This is a genomic window from Streptomyces sp. CC0208, assembly GCF_003443735.1.
Taxonomy (GTDB): domain Bacteria; phylum Actinomycetota; class Actinomycetes; order Streptomycetales; family Streptomycetaceae; genus Streptomyces; species Streptomyces sviceus.
The window spans coordinates 6,597,692-6,618,561 of record NZ_CP031969.1; the positions used below are offsets into that span (position 1 = coordinate 6,597,692).

Genomic DNA, 20,870 nt, shown 5'->3' on the forward strand with positions numbered 1-20,870 from the left:
TTCCGGCCTCAGTTCAGACTCGTCGGGCCGCGCGTCAGTTCCGACGCCGGCAACGACGGCAGATTACGGATGATCGACGTCTCCGCGCGCAGGATTTTCAGTTCGTCGCGCAGCCGGGACGCGGTGTCGGGGGCCTGGAGCAGACGCTGCTTGGTGGGGATGTCCAGCATCACCGCGGCCGCCACCAGGTACGAGACCACCGACGGTTCGTCCGGGAGGTCCGCACCGGACGACAGGGAGCGTTCCCTGGCTCCCGCCAGGCGCTTCTGGTACTGCTGGAAGGCCCGTAGGACGCCCTCCGCCAGGGGCCCGGACTCGTCGCCCGCCTCCTCCGGCAGCTCCTCCAGTTCGGCCGTCAGATAGGGGCCCGAGGCGTCGACGGACAGCAGCCGGACCCGGGTCGTGCCCGTAGCCAGGACCTCGAAGGTGCCGTCGGCCCGTTCCCGGATCGTCGCCGCGTCCGCGACGCAGCCGACCGCGTGGAACGCCTTGACCGGGTCGTCACCGAAGCCGGCCGCGGGGCCGACGTCGGGCACGGCCGTCCGGTCCGGCAGGCCGGGGGCGCTGAGCGCCACCTCGTGGCCGTCACGGATCGCCACGACGGCGAACCGGCGCGGTTCCTCCTCGGGCGTCTTCAACAGTTCGCGCATCATGGCGCGATAGCGCTCCTCGAAGACGTTGAGAGGAAGCACGAGCCCCGGGAACAGCACAGAGTTCAGGGGGAAGAGCGGGAGCCGCACGGTGGTCACGGCGCCAAAGCCTAATGGCCCGCGGAGCGGACACGTCCCCCGAGCCCACTCCGTGGATGGATCAGGGCGTGCCGCCGGACCTCCTCCCGGACCTCCAGGAAGCGGCCCAGCGGGTCCCCGGCCTCCCGGCTCCACGGGAACGAGGTCGCGTACGGGCCGAGCATGCGAAGCTGCTCCAGGGCGTCCTGCCAGCGGCCCAGGCGCACCAGGACGTACACCAGCTTGTTGCGGATCTCGGCCGGCCAGGGGTCGGCCGGCGCGAACGTGGCGGACAGCTCGATCGCCCGGTCGGCGGCCGCGTCCAGCCGCTCGCGCGGCACCGCGTCGGAGCCGGCCTCGGTCAGACACGCGAGGGCCGCCCGGGCGGGCAGCGCCTGGACGAGAGAGCCGGGCGGGGCGTCCTGGGCGGCCCGGTCGGCGAAGTCGAAGCACTCGCGGTACGAGCCGCGCCAGGACGCCGCCAGATAGCGCAGGGCGGCGACATGGCAGCCGTAGTGCAGCGGGGCGCGCCTGAGGGCCGCCTCCCACAGCTCCCCGAAGTAGGTGTGGCCGGCCTGGGAGCCGCGTGCGTGGTCCAGGGCGATCCGCCACGGCACCGGGTCCCGGTCCTCACCGCGCGCAGCGGCCGTGATCAGCGGGCTCACCTCGCGCAGCAGCTCCACCCGGGCCGGTGAGTCCCACACCCGGTCCACCGCGAGCTGCGCGCCGAGCAGCAGTTGGTCCGGGTCGTACGGGGCGTCGGCGCGCCAGGCGTCGTACCACTCGGGGCGGGAGCGGGCGAAGGCGGAGAGCCGCCGGACGTACCGGTCGCGCAGTTCCCAGGCGGCGCTCTCGCGGGTCGTGGAGAGCAGCTCGGCCGCTCGCCCGTACGTGCCCTGTCCGGCGGCGACCAGCGCGGGTCCGAGCCGGTCGTCGGGCGCGTCGAGCAGCACCTCGTCGTCGGCGGACAGTCCGGCGGTGAGGTACGGGGGCATCCGCGTGGCGCGGATGAAGGGGGGCAGCAGAGCCATGGTGTCGACCATTGAAAGTCCGACGGCGAAGGCTGCGCCAGTGCGAACGTGCAATTCGTGGAAAGTTGTACGCCGGGAGGTCAAGGGACCTTAAAAAGGTGACTGTTGAACAACTTTCTGACCAGCGGTCTCACCGGTCCCACCCGGTGCCCTGCCGAATTCTTCACAGGGCCCGTCAGCTCCGCCGCAGCAGCCTCGTGGCCCCCGCCGCCACGGTGGTCGCCAGGACCCAGCCGAGGAGGACCATGGCCGCCGCCAGCCACTGCCAGCCGCCGCGCAACTGCCAGAAACCGACCTGCCCCAGGTCGATCACCGGAAGCAGCAGGTCGAGGGCGAAGAGGGCGGGATTCCAGGCGGGATGGTCGCCGCCCTTGAGCGGCGGATGGCTCGCGTGTGCGAACGCCACGGAGCTCGCCGCCCACAGCACCGCCATCCATACGGCGGCCCGGCCCGGCCGGTACCCGTAGGCGACCGTCCAGTCCTGCACGTACCCCCACAGCTTGGCGGCCGGCGGCAGGCTCTCGCGGCGCCGGCGCTGCTTGGCGAGCAGCACCTCGCGCGCGTCCTCGTCCTCGCCGCCGGCCCGCAGCACGGCGGCGAGCCTCTCGTACGGCTCCGGGTTGTACTCGGCGGTCGCGGCTGCCACCCACTCCAGCCGCTCGGCCAGCGGGAAGGGGCCGTGCGGCACGAGGTTCTCGTAGGCGAAGCCGCCCATGTGCAGATTGCCGGGCCCCGGCCAGGCGCTCGCCCGGTCCACGAGGTTGCCCACGCGTGCGCCCGACAGCACCACCTTGCCGCGCTGCGGCTTCTCGCCGAGGAAGCGCAGCTCGGGCGCCTGGATGCGGCGCAGCGACAGCTCCTGCTCGTCGGTGAAGACGAAGCGGGCCCGTTCCAGGTCCACGGCGTCCCCGAACCGCCCGTCGTCCAGCCGCACCCCGCCCTGGCACTCGAAGCGCTGGATCCGCGTCCCGCGCGCGGGGGTCGCCCCGCTGAGCATGGCGGAGCCGACGCCCGCGGGGGTCATGTAGAGCGTGCGCTCGACGGTCAGCTGGGGGGCGTTCAGCGCGAGCCGGGTGTACGGGTTGGTCAGCCGGGCGCCGCGCAGGCTCAGCGAGACGCCGATCGTCGCGCTGCGCAGGCTCAGCTCGCCGTGCGACTCCAGCAGCTCGGCCTGGAGGTCCTGGCCCACGGTCATGCCGTCGGCGGCGATGGAGCGGCCGCTGCGGTCGCGGTAGACGATCGCCTGGTTCATCAGCAGGTCCGTGCCGATGTGCGCGTCGGTCAGCCGTACGCCGTTGTGGAACCGGCAGCGCGGCAGATGCAGATCCCCCTCCGTGTGCACCCGGGCGGCCTCCAGGCGCGGCACCGAGCAGTTCACGAACCGCGCGGTGGTGAAGCGGGCCTCCGGCAGCAGGATCTCCCGCTCGAAGCGGCAGCCCTTCATCTCCACGTACGGCACCACCGTGCCGCCCGCGAGGTCCAGGATGCCGCTGATCTGCACACCGGTGAGCTTCAGGGACGGCACCCGGCCCGCGAGCGCGGGCGGACCGTCCAGGAGCAGCCAGCACACGATCCGGGCGCGGACCGTGCGATCGGGGCCCCACGGGTGCCCGCCGTGCGGATCGTCGACGACGGTGTCGCCACTGCTCAGGTCGTACACGGTGCCGTTGCGGAAGGCCTGCCACATGCCGGCCTCGGCGGCGGTCAGATCGTCCGGCAGGTCTCCGCTCCGGATGCCGGCCCCCTCGGTCACGTCTTCGTCATCCCCTCGGCTGCTCACGGGTTTCGCACACCTGTTCATGCCCGCTCGGTGACCCCACGAACGCTAGACGTGAAGGGGATCTTCCGGGTTGCGTATCAGCCACTGGAATGCGCGAACGGGCCCTGACGACGGTCTGAGAGAATTGGGAACGTGATCTCCCGAATCGATCTGCGCGGCGACGCCCTCCCCGAGGGCCCCGCCCTGCGCGACCTGCTGCCCCGAGCCGACTTCGACGTCTCGGCCGCCCTGGAGAAGGTGCGTCCGATCTGCGAGGCCGTGCATCATCGGGGCGACGCGGCGCTGATCGACTTCGCGGAGAAGTTCGACGGCGTCCGGCTGGAGCGGGTGCGGGTGCCCGCCGAGGCCCTCACGCGCGCGTTGGAGGAGCTCGACCCGGCCGTGCGCGCGGCCCTGAAGGAGTCCATCCGCCGCGCCCGTCTCGTCCACCGCGAACAGCGCCGCAGCACCCACACGACCCAGGTCGTGCCCGGCGGCAGCGTGACCGAGAAGTGGGTGCCGGTCGACCGGGTCGGGCTGTACGCGCCTGGCGGCCGGTCGGTCTACCCGTCCTCCGTGATCATGAACGTGGTGCCCGCGCAGGAGGCGGGAGTGCCCTCCATCGCGCTCGCCTCGCCGGCCCAGGAAGAGTTCGGCGGCCTTCCGCACCCGACGATCCTCGCCGCGTGCGCGCTGCTCGGCGTCGACGAGGTCTACGCCGCCGGTGGCGCGACCGCCGTCGCGATGTTCGCGTACGGCACCGAGTCCTGCCCGCCCGCCACCATGGTCACCGGCCCCGGCAACATCTGGGTCGCCGCCGCCAAGCGCTACTTCACCGGGAAGATCGGCATCGACGCCGAGGCCGGCCCGACCGAGATCGCCGTCCTGGCGGACTCCTCCGCCGATCCGGTGCACGTGGCCTCCGACCTGATCAGCCAGGCCGAGCACGACCCGCTGGCCGCGGCCGTCCTGGTCACGGACTCCGTCGAACTCGCGGACGCCGTCGAGAAGGAGCTGGAGCCGCAGGTCGCGGCCACCCGGCACATCGAGGACCGGATCGTGCCCGCCCTGAAGGGCAGGCAGTCCGCGATCGTCCTCGTTGACGGCATCGAGGAGGGCCTCAGGGTCGTCGACGCGTACGGCGCCGAGCACCTGGAGATCCAGACGGCCGACGCCGCCGCGGTCGCCGACCGGGTCCGCAACGCCGGTGCGATCTTCGTCGGCCCCTGGGCCCCCGTGTCCCTCGGCGACTACGCCGCGGGGTCCAACCACGTCCTGCCCACCGGCGGCTGCGCCTGCCACTCCTCGGGCCTGTCCGTCCAGTCCTTCCTGCGCGGCCTCCACATCGTCGACTACACGAAGGACGCGCTCGCGGACGTGGCGCACCACGTGGTCACGCTGGCGGAGGCGGAGGACCTGCCGGCCCACGGGGCGGCGATCAAGGCTCGGTTCGGTTGGAAGGTGCCCGGCAAGTGACATTCGGAATCGATGACCTCCCCGTACGGGACGAGCTGCGCGGCAAGTCCCCCTACGGAGCGCCCCAGTTGGACGTCCCGGTCCGGCTGAACACCAACGAGAACCCCTACCCGCTGCCCGAGCCGCTGGTCGAGCGCATCACCGAGCGCGTCCGCGCGGCCGCCCGCGACCTCAACCGCTACCCGGACCGGGACGCGGTCGAGCTGCGCACCCAGCTCGCCAAGTACCTGACGGACACCTCCGGGTACGAGGTCGGCCTCCCCAACGTCTGGGCGGCGAACGGCTCCAACGAGGTCATCCAGCAACTGCTGCAGACCTTCGGCGGCCCCGGCCGTACGGCGATCGGCTTCGAGCCGTCGTACTCGATGCACGCGCTCATCGCGCGCGGCACCGGCACGGGCTGGATCCCGGGCCCCCGCAACGAGGACTTCGCCATCGACGTCGAGGTGGCCGCGCAGGCGATCGCCTCGCAGAAGCCCGACGTCGTCTTCATCACCACCCCCAACAACCCCACCGGCAACGCGGTCCCGCCCGGGACGGTCCTCGCGCTCTACGAGGCCGCGCAGGCCGCGAAGCCCTCCATGGTCGTGGTCGACGAGGCGTACATCGAGTTCAGCCACGGCGACTCGCTGCTGCCGCTGCTCGAAGGACGGCCGAATCTCGTCATCTCCAGGACGATGTCGAAGGCGTTCGGGGCGGCGGGCCTGCGCCTCGGCTACCTGGCCGCGCACCCGGCGGTCGTGGACGCCGTCCAGCTCGTACGGCTGCCCTACCACCTGTCGGCCGTCACGCAGGCGACCGCGCTGGCCGCCCTGGAGCACACCGACACGCTGCTCAAGTACGTCGAGCAGCTGAAGGCCGAGCGGGACCGGCTGGTGAGCGAGCTGCGCACGATCGGCTTCCAGGTCGTGGAGTCCGACGCGAACTTCGTGCAGTTCGGGCGGTTCGAAGATTCCCACGTGGCCTGGGAGAAGATCCTCGACCGGGGTGTCCTGGTCCGGGACAACGGCATTCCGGGGTGGCTGCGGGTCAGCGCCGGAACCCCGCAGGAGAACGACGCGTTCCTCGACGCGGTACGTGAACTCAAGAAGGAGCAGAGCACATGAGCCGCGTAGGACGCGTGGAACGGGTCACCAAGGAGACCTCGGTGCTGGTCGAGATCGATCTCGACGGCAGCGGCAAGGTCGAGGTGTCGACAGGCGTCGGCTTCTACGACCACATGCTCGACCAGCTCGGCCGGCACGGTCTGTTCGACCTGACCGTGAAGACCGAGGGCGACCTGCACATCGACTCGCACCACACCATCGAGGACACCGCCCTCGCCCTCGGCGCCGCCTTCAAGCAGGCGCTCGGCGACAAGGTGGGCATCTACCGCTTCGGCAACTGCACGGTCCCCCTGGACGAGTCGCTCGCCCAGGTGACCGTCGACCTCTCCGGCCGCCCCTACCTCGTGCACACCGAGCCCGAGAACATGGCGCCGATGATCGGCGAGTACGACACCACGATGACCCGGCACATCCTGGAGTCCTTCGTGGCCCAGGCGCAGATCGCCCTGCACGTGCACGTGCCGTACGGGCGCAATGCCCACCACATCGTGGAGTGCCAGTTCAAGGCGCTGGCCCGGGCCCTGCGCTACGCCTCCGAGCGCGACCCGCGTGCGGCCGGCATCCTCCCCTCCACGAAGGGCGCGCTGTGACCGGCCTGTCGACCCTCCTGATCGTCGTCGGCCTCTTCCTGGCCGGCGGCATCTATTCCTTCGTCAAGCAGCAGATGCCCAAGGGCCTCATCGTGCTGCTCTCCATCGCCGCCGGGATGTGTCTGGTCGCCGGTGTCATGAGGCTGGAGGTGTGGAATTGAGCGCTCCGACTTCGAAGAAGGTCGTCGTCTTCGACTACGGCTTCGGCAACGTGAGGTCCGCCGAACGCGCCCTCGCGCGCGCGGGAGCCGAGGTCGAGATAACGCGCGACTACGACAAGGCCATGAACGCCGACGGCCTGCTGGTGCCGGGCGTGGGCGCCTTCGCCGCGTGCATGAAGGGCCTGCACGAGGCTCGCGGTGACTGGATCATCGACCGCCGGCTGTCCGGCGGGCGCCCGGTCATGGGCATCTGCGTCGGCATGCAGATCCTCTTCGCGCGCGGCATCGAGCACGGCGTGCAGACCGAGGGCCTGGACGAGTGGCCCGGTTCGGTCGAGCCGCTGAAGGCCGACATCGTGCCCCACATGGGCTGGAACACCGTCGACGCGCCGGCCGGCTCCCAGCTGTTCGCCGGCCTCGACGCGGGCGCCCGCTTCTACTTCGTGCACTCCTACGCCGTCCACGACTGGTCGCTGGAGACGCACAACAAGGCGATGACCGCGCCCAAGGTCACCTGGTCGACCCACGGCAGGCCCTTCGTGTCGGCGGTGGAGAACGGCGCCCTGTGGGCCACGCAGTTCCACCCCGAGAAGTCCGGCGACGCCGGTGCGCAGCTGCTGAAGAACTGGATCGGAACCCTGTGATGCCCTCGAAGCTCTCCCGGCTCGAACTCCTGCCCGCCGTCGACGTCCGCGACGGCCAGGCCGTCCGCCTCGTGCACGGCGAGTCCGGGACCGAGACCTCGTACGGCTCCCCCCTGGAGGCCGCCCTGTCCTGGCAGCGGGCGGGCGCCGAGTGGCTGCACCTGGTCGACCTGGACGCGGCGTTCGGCACCGGCGACAACCGGGAGCTGGTCCGGCAGGTCACCGAGGCGATGGACATCAAGGTGGAGCTGTCCGGCGGCATCCGCGACGACGCCTCGCTGGCCGCCGCCCTCGCCACCGGCTGCACCCGGGTGAACCTCGGCACCGCCGCCCTGGAGAGCCCCGAGTGGGTCGCCAAGGTGATCGCCGAGCACGGCGACAGGATCGCGGTGGGCCTGGACGTCCGCGGGACGACCCTCAAGGGCCGCGGCTGGACCAGCGAGGGCGGCGACCTCTACGAGGCGCTGGAGCGGCTCGACAAGGAGGGCTGCGCCCGGTACGTCGTCACCGACATCGCCAAGGACGGCACGCTCCAGGGCCCCAACCTGGAGCTGCTGCGCAACGTCTGCGCCGCGACCGACCGCCCGGTCGTGGCCTCCGGCGGGGTGTCCTCGCTGGACGACCTGCGGGCCATCGCCGAACTGGTCCCCCTCGGTGTCGAGGGCTCCATCGTCGGGAAGGCGCTGTACGCGAAGGCGTTCACGCTGGAAGAGGCTTTGGAGGCGGTGGCTCAGTGAGCGATCTGCGACGCGTCACGACCGGTGCGCCCTGGGAGGACACTTTCGGGTACTCCCGGGCGGTGGAACTGCCGAACGGCCTGGTGCTGGTCTCCGGGTGCACCTCGGTGGTGGACGGTGAGATCGTCGCGGGCGATCCGTACGAGCAGACGGTCAACTCCTTCAACGTCGCGTTCGCGGCGCTGAAGGAGCTGGGGCTCGGCCGGGACGACGTGGTGCGCACACGCCTGTACATCACCCACGCCCGGGACGTCGAGGAGGTCGGACGCGCTCACAAGGAGCTGTTCGACGCCGTCCGGCCCGCCGCATCCATGATCATCGTCTCCGGCTTCGTGGACCCCAGCCTGGTCGTCGAGGTCGAGGTGGAGGCGTTCCGAGGAGACACCGCAGCATGACCCTTGCCGTACGAGTCATCCCCTGCCTGGACGTGGACAACGGCCGGGTCGTCAAGGGCGTCAACTTCCAGAACCTGCGCGACGCGGGCGACCCCGTCGAGATGGCCAAGGTGTACGACGCCGAAGGCGCCGACGAGCTGACGTTCCTCGACATCACCGCCTCGTCGGGCAACCGCGAGACGACGTACGACGTGGTGCGCCGCACCGCCGAGCAGGTGTTCATCCCGCTCACGGTCGGCGGCGGTGTCCGCACGGCCGAGGACGTCGACAAGCTGCTGCGCGCCGGCGCCGACAAGGTGGGCGTGAACACCGCGGCCATCGCCCGCCCCGACCTGATCCGCGAGATCGCCGAGCGGTTCGGCCGGCAGGTACTGGTGCTGTCGGTGGACGCGCGGCGCACCGGGTCGGGTTCCTTCGAGGTGACCACCCACGGCGGCCGCCAGGGCACCGGCATCGACGCCGTCGAGTGGGCGCACCGGGCCGCCGAGCTGGGCGCCGGTGAGATCCTGCTCAACTCGATGGACGCGGACGGCACCAAGGACGGCTACGACCTGGAGATGATCGAGGCCGTCCGCAAGCACGTGACGGTGCCGCTGATCGCCTCCGGCGGCGCGGGGAAGCTGGACCACTTCCCGCCGGCCATCGGGGCAGGCGCGGACGCGGTGCTGGCGGCCTCGGTGTTCCACTTCGGCGATCTGCGGATCGGCGAGGTGAAGGAGACGCTGCGGGGGGCGGGACACCCCGTTCGCTGAACCACCAAGATGCGAAAGGAAAGTTGCGCAAAATCAATTGTGCAACTTTTCTTTCGCATCTACGGTGAGGTCATGTCACGCGAGCAGAACCGCCCGATCACCGACCTCGGCACGCTCAAGGCACTGGCCCACCCGCTGCGCATGCGGCTGTACCGCCTGCTGTGCGTGTCCCGCACGGCCACCGCCTCGCACCTCGCCGACCAGGTCGACGAGGCCGTGTCCCTGGTCAGCTACCACCTGCGCAAGCTGGCCGAGCACGGGCTGATCGAGGAGGCCGAGGCACAGAGCGGGGACGGCCGGGAGCGCTGGTGGCAGCCCTCCTCGGAAGGCGTGAGCATCCGCGACCGGGACTTCCGGGACGCGCCGGAGCGGGCCGCCGCTCACCTGGCGGCCACCCGGCTCTTCCACGAGCAGCGCGCCGACATGTACCGCCGCTACCTCGACGAGCGGCCTACCTGGAGCGCCGAGTGGAACGAGGCCGCCCCGGACAGCGAGTCCCTGCTGCGCCTGACGGCAGGCGAACTGGACGAGCTGCGCGAGGAGTTGCTCACCCTCGCCAGGAAGTACGACGAGAAGGGCCGGGCCGCCGAGGCCGCCGGCGACACCGAGGGGCGCGAGAACGTCGCGCTGCACATGTACGGCTTCCCGTTCCGGGTCTGATCCCCGCTGATCCCCGTTCCGCCGCCGACTCCCGCTCCGCGTCCGAGAGGGCCCCACCCGTGACCTCCACCGCCACCGCCGCCACGCCCACGGCCGGCGTCGTCGACACCCCCGCCCACCGCGACGGCAACGTCCTGCGCTGGCTCGCCGCCTACACCGCCTCGATGACCGGCGACAGCGTCTACTACATCGCCCTGTCCTGGGCGGCCGTCCAGTCCGGCACCCCCGCGCAGGCGGGCATCGTGATGTCGGTCAGCGCGCTGCCGCGGGCCGTGCTGATGCTCGGCGGAGGAGTGATCGCCGACCGGCTGGGCCCGCGCAGGGTCGTCATCGGCAGCGACGCGGTGCGCTGCGCGGCCGTGCTCGCGGTGGCGGCGCTGCTGTTCCTCACCAGCCCCGGACTGTGGCCGCTGGCCCTGCTGGGCCTCGTCTTCGGGACTGTCGACGCCGTGTTCATGCCGGCCGTGGGAGCCCTCCCCGCGCGCGTGACGAGCCGCGGGCAGCTCGCGCGCGTGCAGGGCATGCGAGGGCTCGGCATCCGCTTCGCGAGCGTCGTCGGCGGCCCGCTCGGCGGACTCGCGGTGGCGGCCGGGGGAGCGAAGGCCGCGTTCACCCTCGCGGGACTGCTGATCGCGATATCGGTGCCGCTGCTGGTCGCCGTGCGGACACGGGAACTGCCCGCCGACGACACCAAGGCCGCCGGGACCGCCTGGCACGACCTGCGCGCCGGACTGCAATACATCCGCCGCCACCGCGTCCTCGCCCCACTGATGCTGGTCATCGCCCTCGGCGACCTCGGCTTCGTCGGGCCGCTCAACGTCGGGCTGACCCTGCTGGCCGACGAGCGCGGCTGGGGCGCCTCCGGAATGGGCTGGGTGCTCGGCGGGTTCGGGACCGGGGCCGGTGTCGCCTCGCTGCTGCTCGCCGTACGCGGGCGCGTGCCGCACGCGGGGCACGTGATGGCGTACGCCTGTCTCTGCGGGGCGGTCGCCATCGGTGCGCTGGCCTTCGTCCCGGGCATCGTCGCGGCGGCCGGGGTCGCCCTGCTGATCGGACTGCTCGCCGGGCTCAGCGGCGCCCTGTGCGGGGCACTGCTCCAGACCCAGGCCGACCCCGCCTGCCTGGGCCGGGTGACCGCCGTGTCCTCACTGGTCAGCCTGGGTTTCGCACCGCTCAGCATGCCGCTGTCGGCCGCGGCGATCGGCGCCTTCGGCACCGGGCCGGTCTTCGTGACGAGCGCGGCGGTGTGCGGGCTCGGCGGGGTGGTCGCACTGTGCGCACCGAACCTGCGCCGCGCCGAGCTCCCCGCCTGACCCGTCAGATCCCGAGTTCCTTCGCCTCGTGCAGCTTGGCGATCGCCTCCTTGTCGCCGTCCAGCTCCACCTTGGCCGCGCTCTGCCGCCCGTACAGGAACAGCAGCAGCTCCGAGGGCTCACCGGTCGCCGTCACGACCGGAGTGCCCCGGTGCGCGACCGCCGTCTGGCCGTCCGGGCGGCGCAGCACCAGACCGGTGGGGACACCGCGGCCCATCAGCCGGGCGGTGCGCTCCAGCCGGGACCACAGGGTGTCCTGGAAGACCGGGTCCAGCTCGCGGGGCGTCCAGTCGGGGCGGGCCCGGCGGACGTCCTCCGTGTGGACGTAGAACTCCACCGTGTTCGACAGCTCCTCGACCTGCTTGAGCTGGAACGGCGAGAAGCGCGGCGGGCCGGTGCGGATCAGCTGGATCAGCTCTTCGTAGGGCTTCTCGGAGAACTCGGTCATCACCCGGTCCAGGCGGGACGCGAGCTGCTTGATCAGCAGACCGCCGGCGGCGTCGGGACGGCGCTCGCGCACCACCACGTGCGCCGCGAGATCCCGGGTGAGCCAGCCCTGGCACAGAGTGGGGGCGTCGGGGCCCTCGGCCTCCAACAGGTCGGCGAGGAGAAGTCGTTCACGCTTGGCGAAAGTCGACATGCAGTCAGCGTACGACTGCGCCGGGGGTCCGCCCAGTGGACACCCCACAGTCACTGTCAGTGGCGCGCGGCACAATGGCACCATGACCAGCACGCCCCTGCCCAGCAGCAGCCTCGACCCCGAGATCGCCGCGCGCCTCAAGCGCAGCGCCGACGGGCTCGTCCCCGCCATCGCCCAGCAGTACGACACCGGTGAGGTGCTCATGCTCGGCTGGATGGACGACGAGGCGCTGCACCGCACGCTGACCACCGGCCGCTGCACCTACTGGTCGCGCAGCCGCCGGGAGTACTGGGTCAAGGGCGACACCTCCGGCCACTTCCAGTGGGTCAGGTCCGTCGCCCTGGACTGCGACGCCGACACCGTGCTGGTCAAGGTGGACCAGGTGGGCGCCGCCTGCCACACCGGCGCGCGGACCTGCTTCGACGAGGACGTGCTCCTCAAGGACGGCGCGGATTCCGGTCCCGCCGCCTCGGATCAGTAAGGCCGGCCGCCATGGACCTCGAGGCCTTCCGCAAGCTGGCCACCGACCGCCGTGTCATCCCCGTCACGCGCAAGCTCCTGGCCGACGGCGACACCCCGGTCGCCCTCTACCGCAAGCTCGCCGCCGAGCGCCCCGGCACCTTCCTGCTGGAGTCAGCGGAGAACGGCCGCTCGTGGTCCCGCTACTCCTTCGTGGGCGTGCGCTCGGCCGCGACCCTGACCGCGCGTGACGGACAGGCGCACTGGCTCGGCACCCCACCGGTCGGCCTCCCCGTCGACGGCGACCCGCTGGCCGCCCTGCGCGCCACCATCGAGGCCCTGCACACCCCGCACCAGGAAGGCCTGCCGCCTTTCACCGGCGGCATGGTCGGCTACCTCGGCTACGACATCGTCCGCCGCCTGGAGAAGATCGGCCCCGGTGAGCGCGACGACCTGAAGCTCCCCGAGCTGACCATGCTCCTGACCAGCGACCTCGCCGTCATGGACCACTGGGAGGGCTCGGTCCTGCTGATCGCCAACGCGATCAACCACAACGACCTCGAAACCGGTGTCGACGAGGCCCACGCGGACGCGGTGGCCCGTCTGGACGCCATGGAGGCGGACCTGTCCCGCGCGGTCGCCCAGCCCCCGGCGGTCCTCCCGCCCTCCGAGCTGCCCGAGTACACCGCGCTCTGGGGCGGCCCCGACTTCCAGGAGGCCGTCGAGGACATCAAGGAGCGCATCCGGGCCGGCGAGGCCTTCCAGGTCGTCCCCTCGCAGCGCTTCGAGACGCCGTGCACGGCAAGCGCGTTGGACGTCTACCGGGTGCTGAGGGCCACGAACCCGTCCCCGTACATGTACCTGTTCCGCTTCGACGGCTTCGACGTCGTGGGCTCGTCCCCCGAGGCCCTGGTCAAGGTCGAGGACGGGCACGCCATGGTGCACCCCATCGCCGGCACCCGGTGGCGCGGGGCGACCCCGCAGGAGGACCAGGCCCTCGCCGACGAGCTGCTCGCCGACCCCAAGGAGCGCGCCGAGCACCTGATGCTGGTGGACCTCGGGCGCAACGACCTGGGGCGGGTCTGCGAGCCGGGCTCCGTCGAGGTCGTCGACTTCATGTCCGTGGAGCGGTACTCCCACGTGATGCACATCGTCTCCACCGTCACCGGCAAGGTCGCGCCGGACCGCACCGCCTTCGACGTCCTGACCGCCTGCTTCCCCGCGGGCACCCTCTCCGGCGCCCCCAAGCCCCGCGCGATGCAGATCATCGACGAACTGGAGCCGTCCCGGCGCGGGTTGTACGGCGGCTGCGTCGGCTACCTCGATTTCGCGGGCGACTCCGACACCGCGATCGCCATCCGCACGGCCCTCCTGCGCGACGGCACGGCCTACGTCCAGGCCGGCGCAGGCATCGTCGCCGACTCCGACCCGGTCGCCGAGGACACGGAGTGCCGCAACAAGGCCGCGGCGGTCCTGCGGGCGGTGCACACGGCGAACCGGCTCGGCAAGTAGGGGGCTTCGGCGCCGAATGGGGCGCTTCTCACGGGGCCCCGGGTGCCCGTTCGCCCCGGGTTCGGGTGATAGTGGGGTACGTGACTGCCGTACCCCACCCCCGTTCCGAAGCCGCCGGACCCGCCAGGGCCGGACGTCTGAGTCTCGCCGTCGCCCTGCTGGGCGGCGCGCTCGGCGCCGCCGTGGCGTTGCTGGCCACCCGTCAGCAGTGGGCGGAGGGCACCGCGACCGTGGCCGGCGGCGCCTTCCCCCTGACCGCCAAGGGCAGTGACGTCACGGGCGTCCCCGCCGCCCTGGCCATAGTGGGCCTCGCCGCGCTCGTCGCCGTCTTCGCCGTCCGCAGGGCGGGCCGTCTCCTGGTCGCCGGGGTGCTCGCGCTCTCCGGCGCGGGAATCGCCGCCGCGGCGCTGTTCGGGGCGAGCGATTCGTCCGCGCTGGACGAGCAGGCGGCGAAGGCGTCCGGGGACACGTCGGCGACGGTCGCTTCCCTCTCGCACACCGCCTGGCCGTATGTCGCCGTGGTGGGGGGTGCGCTGATTCTCCTGGCCGGGTTGCTCGCTCTTCGGTACGGGCGGTTGTGGCCCGCGATGTCGGGGCGGTACGAGCGGGACGGGGCGCCTCGGGTACGGCGTAAGGCCGCTGTCGTGGACCCTGACCGGCCCGAGGACATCTGGAAGGCGCTTGACCGGGGAGAAGATCCAACGGGGGCGTGACGGTCGCGCGACCAGGTGACCCCCGGATACATCGCGGCCGGGCGTACGGAACAATGGCTCCTGAGCTTCCGGCTCGGACTCGTACCTCAGCACCTAGGAGCAAGCAATGGCGGGCAGCAGCCACGGTCACACCCCGGCCGCCTGGACCGGTGTCACTATCGCCTTCATCGGTTTCTGTGTCGCGGGCGCCTTCATGGTGATGGCCCAGCCGGCGGGCTTCTGGGCCGGTATGGCGATCGTGGTCATCGGCGGTGTCATCGGCTGGATCATGAGCGCCATGGGGATGGGCATGCCCAAGGACGCCCACAAGCCGCTCGCCACCTCGCGGCCCGAGTCGGCGGACGCCAAGAGCTGACACGCGCACCTCGTGAAGGGGCGGCCCGGCGAAACCGCCGGGGCCGCCCCTCACGCGTTCGACGGGAGGGCGGTGGACAATGGCGGACGTGAACGCCGAAACGCAGCGCGTGGTGCCCCGGACCGGCCTGGCGGGACGACTCGCCGTCCCGGGCGGGATCCTCGCGGCCGTCGCCGGGGCCTTCGCGTACGTGGGGAGCGTGGACCCCAACCAGCCCGGCCACTACCCCGTCTGCCCGCTCTACCGGATCACCGGCCTCTACTGCCCCGGCTGCGGCGGACTGCGCAGCGCGCACGCGTTCATCCACGGTGACTTCCTGGCCGCGCTCCAGGACAACGCGCCGGCCGTGCTGGGCTATCTGGGCTTCGCCGTGCTGTGGACCGTCTGGGTGGTCCGCGCGGCCCGCGGCCGGCCGCTGGAGCTCGGTCTGGGGCCGGTGCACCTGTGGACGGCGGGGACATTGCTGCTGGTCTTCACGGTTGTCCGGAACCTGCCCTTCGGTGGCTGGCTTCATCCTTGATCAACTGGCAAACGTCCAGGTAGTGGGACCGGCGTCAACCGGATGCGAGGGCTACGCCCTCCTGCGGATACCATCGCAGTGACCACTTGTTTTCTTCGGTCGCTGGAACTGTCAACCGTCTGGAAGGGGGCCGCTCGCGTGAGTGTGCTCGACGAGATCATCGACGGAGTCCGTGCCGACCTCGCGGAACGGCAGGCGCGCGTCAGCCTCGACGAGCTCAAGGAGCGCGCGGCGAAGGCTCCCGCGGCCAAGGACGGCGTGGCCGCACTGCGCGGCGACGGCGTCAAGGTCATCTGCGAGGTCAAGCGCTCCAGCCCCTCCAAGGGCGCGCTGGCCGCGATCGCCGACCCGGCGGGCCTCGCCGCCGACTACGAGGCGGGCGGCGCGGCCGTCATCTCCGTCCTCACCGAACAGCGCCGCTTCGGCGGTTCCCTGGCCGACCTGGAGGCCGTCCGCGCGCGCGTGGACATCCCGGTCCTGCGCAAGGACTTCATCGTCACGTCGTACCAGCTGTGGGAGGCCCGGGCCTACGGCGCCGACCTCGCGCTGCTCATCGTCGCGGCCCTGGAGCAGCCCGCCCTGGAGTCCCTGATCGAGCGCGCCGTGTCCATCGGGCTCACCCCGCTCGTCGAGGTCCACGACGAGGACGAGGTCGAGCGCGCGGTGGACGCCGGAGCGAAGATCATCGGCGTCAACGCGCGTAATCTCAAGACCCTTGAGGTCGACCGCGGCACGTTCGAGCGCATCGCCCCCGAGATCCCCGCCCACCTGGTCAAGGTCGCCGAGTCCGGCGTCCGCGGCCCGCACGACCTGATCGCCTACGCCAACGCCGGCGCCGACGCGGTCCTGGTGGGCGAGTCCCTGGTCACCGGCAAGGACCCGAAGACGGCGGTCGCGGACCTGGTGGCGGCGGGCGAGCACCCCGCACTGCGCCACGGGCGCGGATGATCACCCGCTAGGCTTGCCCGCGATGACTCCGACGACCTTCACGACGGCCACGGACCGGTACGCGCGCCTGGCGCGCGGCTGCCGCCCCCGTGGCTGCCGCGCGCCCGCACGCAGGGTGCATGGCCGTCGGGTCCGGTATGTGATCGGTGACGAACCTGGACAGGTGAACGGCCGTCGATGGCAGCGCGCCCTATAGGGGCGCGGGGAACTGCGCGACAAGCCACATACGGCCCGCAGCCAAGCAACAACCCCCCGCCCCACGGCGATCAGTGCTGTCCACAAACTCACCGTGAGGTTTCCGCATGCCCAGCGAGTTCTTCATCCCCGACCCCGAGGGTCAAGTCCCCAGCGCCGAGGGCTACTTCGGCGCGTTCGGCGGCAAGTTCATCCCGGAGGCCCTCGTCGCCGCCGTGGACGAGGTCGCCGTCGAGTACGACAAGGCCAAGCACGACCCCGAGTTCGCCCGCGAGCTCGACGACCTGCTCCTCAACTACACGGGCCGCCCGTCGGCGCTCACCGAGGTCCCCCGTTTCGCGGAGCACGCGGGCGGCGCCCGGGTCTTCCTCAAGCGGGAAGACCTCAACCACACCGGCTCCCACAAGATCAACAACGTGCTCGGCCAGGCCCTGCTCACCAAGCGCATGGGCAAGACCCGGGTGATCGCGGAGACCGGTGCCGGCCAGCACGGCGTCGCCACGGCCACCGCCTGCGCGCTCTTCGGCCTCGAGTGCACGATCTACATGGGCGAGATCGACACCCAGCGCCAGGCCCTCAACGTGGCCCGGATGCGCATGCTCGGCGCCGAGGTCATCGCCGTGAAGTCCGGCAGCCGCACGCTGAAGGACGCCATCAACGAGGCCTTCCGCGACTGGGTCGCCAACGTCGACCGCACCCACTACCTGTTCGGCACGGTCGCGGGACCGCACCCCTTCCCGGCCATGGTCCGCGACTTCCACCGGGTCATCGGCGTCGAGGCCCGCCGCCAGCTCCTGGAGCGAGCCGGCCGGCTGCCCGACGCGGCCATCGCCTGCGTCGGCGGCGGCTCGAACGCCATCGGCCTGTTCCACGCCTTCATCCCGGACACCGGGGTACGCCTCATCGGCTGCGAGCCCGCCGGGCACGGGGTGGAGACCGGCGAGCACGCGGCGACCCTCACCGCGGGCGAGCCCGGCATCCTGCACGGCTCCCGCTCCTACGTCCTCCAGGACGAGGAGGGCCAGATCACCGAGCCGTACTCCATCTCGGCCGGTCTGGACTACCCGGGCATCGGCCCCGAGCACTCCTACCTCAAGGACACCGGCCGCGGCGAGTACCGCGCGGTCACCGACGACGCGGCGATGCAGGCCCTGCGGCTGCTGTCGCGCACCGAGGGCATCATCCCGGCCATCGAGAGCGCCCACGCGCTGGCCGGCGCCCTGGAGGTCGGCAGGGAGCTCGGCAAGGACGGGCTGATCGTCGTCAACCTGTCCGGCCGCGGTGACAAGGACATGGACACGGCCGCACGCTACTTCGGCCTGTACGACACCGACGCCGCCGTCGCGGCGGACGAGGCCGGCACCGGCGCGGAGATCGAGGGGGACGCCAAGTGAGCGGGAACATCCAGCTGCTGTCCGACACCCTCGCCGCCGCCAAGGCCGAGGGCCGGTCCGCGCTCATCGCCTACCTCCCGGCCGGGTTCCCGACCGTGCACGGCGGCATCGAGGCGATCAAGGCCGCCTTCGAGGGCGGCGCGGACGTCGTCGAGGTCGGTCTGCCGCACAGCGACCCCGTCCTCGACGGCCCCGTCATCCAGACGGCCGACGACATCGCCCTGCGCGGCGGCGTCAAGATCGCGGACGTCATGCGCACGGTCAGGGAGACCTACGAGGCCACCGGGAAGCCGGTGCTCGTGATGACGTACTGGAACCCCATCGACCGTTACGGCGTCGAGCGCTTCACCGCCGAACTCGCCGAGGCGGGCGGCGCCGGCTGCATCCTGCCCGACCTGCCTGTGCAGGAGTCGGCGCTGTGGAGGGAGCACGCCGAGAAGCAGGGGCTCGCCACGGTCTTCGTGGTCGCGCCCAGCAGCAAGGACGCGCGGCTCGCCGAGATCACCGCGGCCGGCAGCGGATTCGTGTACGCCGCCTCGCTGATGGGCGTCACGGGCACGCGTGAGTCGGTCGGGGCGCAGGCCCAGGACCTGGTCGAGCGCACCCGCGCCGCCGGTGCCGGGGCCGCGCTGCCCGTCTGCGTCGGGCTCGGTGTCTCCAACGCGGAGCAGGCCGCCGAGGTGGCCGGCTTCGCCGACGGCGTGATCGTCGGCTCGGCCTTCGTGAAGCGGATGCTGGACGCACCGGACGACAAGGCCGGCATCGAGGGCGTCCGCGCTCTCGCGGGCGAGCTGGCGAAGGGCGTGCGCCGGCAGGCGTAGGCCGCGGTACGCCGTCAGGGCGTGACGGCACATCCGCTCACTCGAACGGGTGGACCTGGGGCCGGGGAGGCGCGGTGCGCCTCCCCGGTTCGTTCTGCGGGTGTGAGCGAGAAGAACCGTGAGGGAAAGCGCACCGCCCGAGAGCGGCTGGCGGAGGAGCGCGCGAAGCAGAAGTCCGCGGAGAAGCGGCGCCGGGTGCTGATCGTGGGCGCGAGTGTGGTGTGCGTCCTCGGTCTCGCGGCGGTGGTCGGCGTCGTCGCGGCCAACTCCGGCAAGGACAAGGACAGCAAATCGGGCCCGGTCGTGGTGCCCTCGGGGGCGAAGGGCCAGGACAGTCTCGCCATCCCGGTCGGCAAGGAAGGCGCCAGGTCGACGCTCGTCGTCTGGGAGGACTTCCGCTGCCCGGCCTGCAAGGCCTTCGAGGCGGCGTACCGCCCGACCGTCCACGAGCTCACCGGATCCGGGAAGCTCAAGGTCGAGTACCACCTGGCGACGATCATCGACGGCAACATGGGCGGCACCGGCTCCCGCAACGCGGCCAACGCCGCGGCCTGCGCCCAGGACGCCGGGAAGTTCCCGGGGTACCACGACGTGCTGTACGAGAACCAGCCCGACGAAACCAGCGACGACTACGCCGAGAACGAGAAGCTGCTCGACCTGGCGAAGAAGGTCGACGGCCTCGACACGCCCGCGTTCCGCACCTGTGTCGAGAAGGGCACCCACAACAGCTGGGTGGAGAAGTCCGCGGCCGCCTTCCGCAACGGCGGCTTCTCCGGCACCCCGACCGTGCTGCTCGACGGCAAGAACATCTACCAGGACCGCACGATGACCCCGGCGAAGCTGAAACAGCAGGTGGAGGCCGCCAACAAGGGGTGACGGGAGGTAAGGCGGCGGCCGCCTTCTCTCACCCGCCTGTTATGGACCCGTTGCCGGGCCGCCTGCCGTGGGCCCGGCCCGGCAGGGTAGCGTCGACCCTGCCATGGAACTTGCCTACATTCCCAGCCCGGCGCACGGGGTGTACCACCTCGGTCTCATCCCGCTGCGTGGCTACGCGTTCTGCATCATCATCGGCGTCTTCGTTGCCGTCTGGCTCGGCAACAAGCGCTGGATCGCCCGCGGCGGACGGGTCGGCACGGTGGCCGACATCGCGGTCTGGGCCGTGCCGTTCGGACTGCTCGGCGGCCGCCTCTACCACGTGATCACGGACTACGAGCTGTACTTCAGCGAGGGCCGTGACTGGGTGGACGCCTTCAAGGTCTGGGAAGGCGGCCTCGGCATCTGGGGCGCGATCGCGCTCGGTGCGGTGGGCGCGTGGATCGGCTGCCGCCGCCGGGGCATCCCGCTGCCCGCCTGGGCCGACGCCCTCGCCCCCGGTATCGCCCTCGCGCAGGCCATCGGCCGCTGGGGCAACTGGTTCAACCAGGAGCTGTACGGCAAGCCGACCGACCTGCCGTGGGCCCTGCACATCACGTCCTCCACGGACGGCCGGGTACCGGGCTACTACCACCCGACCTTCCTCTACGAGTCGCTGTGGTGCATCGGTGTCGCGCTGCTCGTCATCTGGGCCGACCGCCGCTTCACGCTTGGACACGGACGGGCGTTCGCGCTGTACGTCGCCGCGTACTGCACGGGGCGCGGCTGGATCGAGTACATGCGCATCGACGACGCCCACCACATCCTCGGGGTCCGGCTCAACGTCTGGACCGCGATCATCGTGTTCCTGCTCGCGGTGACGTACTTCGTGCTGTCGGCGAAGAAGCGGCCCGGCCGCGAGGAAACCGTCGAGCCGGGTGCCACCGACGACGAGACCGAGCCCGGCGGTGACACCGAGCCCGGCGACGCTGCCGCGAGCGACGAGAAGGCCGACGGCGACGAGAAGGCCGACGGCGACGAGAAGGCCGAGGCAGACACCACCGAGGTGGCCGACGAGGCCGGGTCGGCGAAGAAGAGCTGACGGTCGG

General features: G+C 71.6%; 24 protein-coding genes. 20 read left to right on the forward strand and 4 right to left on the reverse strand.

The genetic code is table 11. The features are described from left to right. Positions 1-8: 8 nt before the first annotated feature. The 3 genes from D1369_RS30310 to D1369_RS30320 form a co-directional block, all read right to left on the reverse strand. Complete coding sequence (locus D1369_RS30310) at positions 9-749, reverse strand: LON peptidase substrate-binding domain-containing protein (protein WP_007381388.1); 741 nt, start codon at positions 747-749, stop codon at positions 9-11. A gap of 11 nt (positions 750-760) precedes the next feature. Further along, positions 761-1,771, reverse strand: coding sequence for a hypothetical protein (locus tag D1369_RS30315; RefSeq protein ID WP_037899663.1), 1,011 nt, complete (start codon positions 1,769-1,771; stop codon positions 761-763). Positions 1,772-1,934: 163 nt separating this feature from the next. Continuing rightward, a complete protein-coding gene (locus tag D1369_RS30320) occupies positions 1,935-3,512 on the reverse strand; it encodes a hypothetical protein (protein WP_037899658.1) in 1,578 nt (525 codons plus the stop codon). A gap of 159 nt (positions 3,513-3,671) precedes the next feature. Between D1369_RS30320 and hisD the strand changes: the two genes are divergently transcribed. The 10 genes from hisD (at position 3,672) to D1369_RS30365 (ending at position 11,352) form a co-directional block, all read left to right on the forward strand. Beyond that, positions 3,672-4,994 (forward strand): histidinol dehydrogenase, encoded by a 1,323-nt coding sequence (gene hisD, locus D1369_RS30325; RefSeq protein WP_007381385.1) that lies wholly within the window; start codon positions 3,672-3,674, stop codon positions 4,992-4,994. Then, positions 4,991-6,100 carry a histidinol-phosphate transaminase gene (locus D1369_RS30330; RefSeq protein ID WP_007381384.1) on the forward strand — a complete coding sequence of 370 codons (1,110 nt, stop codon included), beginning with the start codon at positions 4,991-4,993 and terminating at the stop codon, positions 6,098-6,100. The genes hisD and D1369_RS30330 overlap by 4 nt, the downstream gene beginning before the upstream one ends. Then, on the forward strand, positions 6,097-6,690 hold the full coding sequence (hisB, locus tag D1369_RS30335; protein WP_007381383.1) for an imidazoleglycerol-phosphate dehydratase HisB: 594 nt from the start codon (positions 6,097-6,099) through the stop codon (positions 6,688-6,690). Before D1369_RS30330 ends, hisB begins: the two co-directional genes overlap by 4 nt. Next, positions 6,687-6,851: a hypothetical protein gene (locus D1369_RS43150; protein WP_007381382.1), complete on the forward strand. Its 165-nt coding sequence runs from the start codon at positions 6,687-6,689 to the stop codon at positions 6,849-6,851. Before hisB ends, D1369_RS43150 begins: the two co-directional genes overlap by 4 nt. Then, positions 6,842-7,495, forward strand: a complete 654-nt coding sequence (gene hisH, locus D1369_RS30340) for an imidazole glycerol phosphate synthase subunit HisH (RefSeq protein ID WP_037899655.1) — start codon at positions 6,842-6,844, stop codon at positions 7,493-7,495. The genes D1369_RS43150 and hisH overlap by 10 nt, the downstream gene beginning before the upstream one ends. Continuing rightward, positions 7,495-8,232: a bifunctional 1-(5-phosphoribosyl)-5-((5-phosphoribosylamino)methylideneamino)imidazole-4-carboxamide isomerase/phosphoribosylanthranilate isomerase PriA gene (gene priA, locus D1369_RS30345; RefSeq protein ID WP_007381380.1), complete on the forward strand. Its 738-nt coding sequence runs from the start codon at positions 7,495-7,497 to the stop codon at positions 8,230-8,232. Before hisH ends, priA begins: the two co-directional genes overlap by 1 nt. Then, entirely contained in the window at positions 8,229-8,627 is a 399-nt protein-coding gene (locus tag D1369_RS30350; RefSeq protein ID WP_007381379.1) for a RidA family protein, read from the forward strand. The genes priA and D1369_RS30350 overlap by 4 nt, the downstream gene beginning before the upstream one ends. After that, positions 8,624-9,379 carry an imidazole glycerol phosphate synthase subunit HisF gene (gene hisF, locus D1369_RS30355; RefSeq protein ID WP_007381378.1) on the forward strand — a complete coding sequence of 252 codons (756 nt, stop codon included), beginning with the start codon at positions 8,624-8,626 and terminating at the stop codon, positions 9,377-9,379. Before D1369_RS30350 ends, hisF begins: the two co-directional genes overlap by 4 nt. A 72-nt stretch (positions 9,380-9,451) precedes the next feature. Next, on the forward strand, positions 9,452-10,039 hold the full coding sequence (locus D1369_RS30360) for a helix-turn-helix domain-containing protein (protein ID WP_007381377.1): 588 nt from the start codon (positions 9,452-9,454) through the stop codon (positions 10,037-10,039). A gap of 59 nt (positions 10,040-10,098) precedes the next feature. Continuing rightward, the gene (locus D1369_RS30365; protein WP_007381376.1) at positions 10,099-11,352 is read left to right on the forward strand and encodes an MFS transporter; all 1,254 of its coding nucleotides are present in this window, start codon (positions 10,099-10,101) and stop codon (positions 11,350-11,352) included. A gap of 4 nt (positions 11,353-11,356) precedes the next feature. On the opposite strand, the gene D1369_RS30370 is transcribed toward D1369_RS30365, so the two are convergent. Next, positions 11,357-11,992, reverse strand: coding sequence for a TIGR03085 family metal-binding protein (locus tag D1369_RS30370; protein ID WP_007381375.1), 636 nt, complete (start codon positions 11,990-11,992; stop codon positions 11,357-11,359). 82 nt (positions 11,993-12,074) lie between these two features. On the opposite strand from D1369_RS30370, the gene hisI reads away from it, so the two are divergent. From hisI to lgt, 10 genes are all read left to right on the forward strand, one after another. Next, the gene (gene hisI, locus D1369_RS30375) at positions 12,075-12,473 is read left to right on the forward strand and encodes a phosphoribosyl-AMP cyclohydrolase (protein WP_007381374.1); all 399 of its coding nucleotides are present in this window, start codon (positions 12,075-12,077) and stop codon (positions 12,471-12,473) included. Between the two features lie 11 nt (positions 12,474-12,484). Next, positions 12,485-13,963, forward strand: a complete 1,479-nt coding sequence (locus D1369_RS30380) for an anthranilate synthase component I (RefSeq protein WP_007381373.1) — start codon at positions 12,485-12,487, stop codon at positions 13,961-13,963. Positions 13,964-14,034: 71 nt separating this feature from the next. Next, the gene (locus D1369_RS30385; RefSeq protein ID WP_007381372.1) at positions 14,035-14,676 is read left to right on the forward strand and encodes a TIGR02234 family membrane protein; all 642 of its coding nucleotides are present in this window, start codon (positions 14,035-14,037) and stop codon (positions 14,674-14,676) included. Positions 14,677-14,782: 106 nt separating this feature from the next. Then, a complete protein-coding gene (locus D1369_RS30390) occupies positions 14,783-15,031 on the forward strand; it encodes an HGxxPAAW family protein (RefSeq protein WP_007381371.1) in 249 nt (82 codons plus the stop codon). Positions 15,032-15,110: 79 nt separating this feature from the next. Further along, the gene (locus D1369_RS30395; protein ID WP_007381370.1) at positions 15,111-15,551 is read left to right on the forward strand and encodes a DUF2752 domain-containing protein; all 441 of its coding nucleotides are present in this window, start codon (positions 15,111-15,113) and stop codon (positions 15,549-15,551) included. Between the two features lie 138 nt (positions 15,552-15,689). Continuing rightward, entirely contained in the window at positions 15,690-16,499 is an 810-nt protein-coding gene (gene trpC / locus D1369_RS30400) for an indole-3-glycerol phosphate synthase TrpC (protein ID WP_037899650.1), read from the forward strand. Between the two features lie 302 nt (positions 16,500-16,801). Continuing rightward, positions 16,802-18,088 (forward strand): tryptophan synthase subunit beta, encoded by a 1,287-nt coding sequence (trpB, locus tag D1369_RS30405; protein ID WP_007381368.1) that lies wholly within the window; start codon positions 16,802-16,804, stop codon positions 18,086-18,088. After that, on the forward strand, positions 18,085-18,909 hold the full coding sequence (gene trpA, locus D1369_RS30410) for a tryptophan synthase subunit alpha (protein WP_007381367.1): 825 nt from the start codon (positions 18,085-18,087) through the stop codon (positions 18,907-18,909). The genes trpB and trpA overlap by 4 nt, the downstream gene beginning before the upstream one ends. Before the next feature lie 102 nt (positions 18,910-19,011). Next, on the forward strand, positions 19,012-19,785 hold the full coding sequence (locus D1369_RS30415; RefSeq protein ID WP_037899647.1) for a thioredoxin domain-containing protein: 774 nt from the start codon (positions 19,012-19,014) through the stop codon (positions 19,783-19,785). Between the two features lie 103 nt (positions 19,786-19,888). Then, positions 19,889-20,863 carry a prolipoprotein diacylglyceryl transferase gene (gene lgt, locus D1369_RS30420; protein WP_037899645.1) on the forward strand — a complete coding sequence of 325 codons (975 nt, stop codon included), beginning with the start codon at positions 19,889-19,891 and terminating at the stop codon, positions 20,861-20,863. Positions 20,864-20,870: the final 7 nt, after the last annotated feature.